Origin of the sequence: Mesorhizobium sp. M2A.F.Ca.ET.067.02.1.1 (assembly GCF_004023285.1) — a bacterium.
GTDB lineage: Bacteria > Pseudomonadota > Alphaproteobacteria > Rhizobiales > Rhizobiaceae > Mesorhizobium.
Map to the genome: position 1 here is coordinate 1 of NZ_RZSB01001095.1, position 1,385 is coordinate 1,385.

1 protein-coding gene is annotated in these 1,385 nt (G+C 68.4%); it reads left to right on the forward strand.

The genetic code is table 11. The features are described 5' to 3' along the window. Positions 1 to 69 precede the first annotated feature (69 nt). Positions 70 to 1,385, forward strand: a 1,316-nt coding sequence (locus EOA28_RS35745) for a methylmalonyl-CoA mutase family protein (protein WP_128315846.1), incomplete at its 3' end; no start/stop codon positions are given.

Genomic DNA, 1,385 nt, shown 5'->3' on the forward strand with positions numbered 1-1,385 from the left:
TTGTGATATCGGACAGGGAACCTTAGACTGACGGTTCGAATTGATGCGGCAGAAAAATCAGGAGTGCGGATGGGCGCCGGCGCCTTGACCAGGGAAGTCGACCTTCAGAACGCTGACCGCCAGCGCTGGCTGGCGCTCGCCGAAAAGGCGCTTGCCGGCGGCTCCTTCGAGGACAGGCTGGTTTCCCACAGCGACGACGGCATCCGCATCGAGCCGCTCAGCCAGCGCGCGACGGCCGCCGATCCATGGCCGCGCACAAACCCGGCGGCGCCCTGGATCGTCAGCCAGCGCGTCGACGACCCGGACATCGCCCGGGCCAGCGCGCAAGCCCTGGAAGACATCGCCCATGGCGCCACCGGCCTGTCGCTTGTCTTCGAGGGAGCGCCGAATGCCTTCGGCTACGGCCTGCCGCGCACCGCGGAAGCGTTGGAAAGGGTGCTCGACGGCGTGCCGCTCAACCGCGTGCAGGTGCGCATCGACGCCCATCCCTGGAGCCGCGCCGTGGCCGACTGGCTGCTCGCCTTCCTGAGCAAACGCCGCTCCGATCCGACCAAGCTAAACCTGTCCTTCGGTATCGACCCAGCGGCGATCTTCGCCGGCACCGGACGGCTGCGCACCTCGATCGAGGCGCTGCAGGAATCGATGCCGCAGTCGCTGGCGCATTTCTTCTCGATGGGCGTGCCGGGCGTGCTGCTGGAGGCCGACGGCCGCGTCTTCCACAATGCCGGCGCCACCGAGGCGCAGGAGCTCGGCACGATGATGGCCTCCGTCGTGTCCTATCTCAGGATGTTCGAGAAGGCGCGCCAGCCGCTGGTCTATGCGGCACCGTATATCGGCTTCGCGCTCAGCGTCGACCAGGACCAGTTCCTGTCGATGGCCAAGGTGCGGGCGTTACGCAAGCTGTGGGCGCGCATCCAGGAAGCCTGCTCGATCCCGGCCTCGACCGCCAGCATCCATGCCGAGACCTCCTACCGCATGATGACGATGGCCGACCCGGAGACCAACATATTGCGCACGGCGATCGCAGCCTTCGCGGCGGCAACCGGCGGCGCCGATTCGATCTCGATCCTGCCGCACCCGATCGCGCATGGGCTGCCGGCGGGCTTTGCCCGCCGCATCGCCCGCAACGCGCAGCTGATCATGGCCGAGGAGAGCCATCTCGGCCAAGTCGCCGACCCCGCCAGCGGCTCGGGCGCGGTCGAGGCGCTGACCGACGATCTCTGCGCCGCCGCCTGGGAAGAATTCCAGCGCATCGAGGCCGAGGGCGGCGTGCTCACCAGCCTGCAGCAGGGCTATATCCAGAACCGCGTGCAGACCGCCGCCGCCAGGCGCAACGGCGCCTACCGCGCCGGCGAACGCGGCATCGTCGGCACGACGTTGTACCG